This window comes from Marinobacter persicus (assembly GCF_002934325.1).
In the GTDB taxonomy this organism is placed as follows: Bacteria; Pseudomonadota; Gammaproteobacteria; order Pseudomonadales; family Oleiphilaceae; genus Marinobacter; species Marinobacter persicus_A.
Map to the genome: position 1 here is coordinate 1 of NZ_PTIV01000089.1, position 1,156 is coordinate 1,156.

At 52.8% G+C, this 1,156-nt stretch carries 1 protein-coding gene; it reads right to left on the reverse strand.

From position 1 onward, the window contains the following. Positions 1 to 140: 140 nt before the first annotated feature. Positions 141 to 1,085, reverse strand: a complete 945-nt coding sequence (locus BY454_RS16710; protein WP_104417681.1) for an IS5 family transposase — start codon at positions 1,083 to 1,085, stop codon at positions 141 to 143. Positions 1,086 to 1,156 lie beyond the last annotated feature (71 nt).

Below are 1,156 nucleotides of genomic sequence, written 5' to 3' on the forward strand. Positions count from 1 at the left end.
GGAAGGTCTGAATAACCGGTGATTTTTGCCGATGTTGTTTCAAAGCAGCAAAAATCTCAAATTTCAGACGTTATTTCCCTGTTATTTGTATGTTTCTCGCCCATTTCCCGCCATTTTGGCGGAAAACAGGCGCACTGGCCCTACGCCAGCAGGTATTTTTCACCGATCAGTAGATTACTGAACGCAGCCAACAAGTGCAGCCGGTTGCTGTTTTTCGCCAGGCCGCGATAGCGGACCTTGTTGTAGCCGAACACCTGCTTGATGTACCGGAACGGATGTTCCACTTTTGAGCGGATGCTGGCTTTGATTTTCTCGGCTTTCAACTTGTCAGCATCCAAGGTTTTCCGTGAACTCGGGCGCTTGGCGATGAACCAAGACACATTTTTACGGTGCTTGTGCTCGCCTCGCTTTTGTATGCCGAGGTAGCCGGCATCACCAAAGACTCGACGCTCTTCGCCGTGCAGCAATTTGCCGGAGGGCACAATGTCATGAACGTTGGCTGCGGTGGTATCGATGCTGTGGATCAGGCCCAGCGTGTCGTCGACACCAATGTGCATCTTCATGCCGAAGTGCCATTCGTTGCCCTTTCTGGTCTGGTGCATCTCTGGGTCGCGCTTGCCAGAACTGTTCTTTGTGGAGCTGGGTGCAGAGATGATGGTGGCATCAACAATGCTGCCTTCACGCAGCATCAGGCCGTTTTTTTCCAGGTGCTTGTTCACTTCTTTGAACAGCACCTTGCCGAGACCATGCTGCTCCAGAAAGTGGCGGAACTTAAGGATCGTGGTTTCGTCGGGCAGACGGTCAAGCTTGAGGCCAGCGAACTGGCGCATGGACTCGATCTCGTACAATGCGTCTTCCATGGCCGGATCGCTGAGGTTATAGAACAACTGCATGCAGTGAACGCGCAGCATGGCAGACAAAGGATAGGGAGGCCGCCCGTTCTGGCCCTTGGGGTAATAACGGGCTACCTTCTTTTCCAACTGCTTCCACGGAATCAGCCTGTCCATCCGTTCCAGAAAGATCTCGCGGCGGGTTTTGCGCTTCTTGGTCTGGTATTCGGCTTCGGAGAAGGTGATCTGATCCATGGTGGCAACGATCCTATGCGGTTGACGATGGCCGTATTATCGCTGATTTTGGGGACTTATTCAGAGTCTCC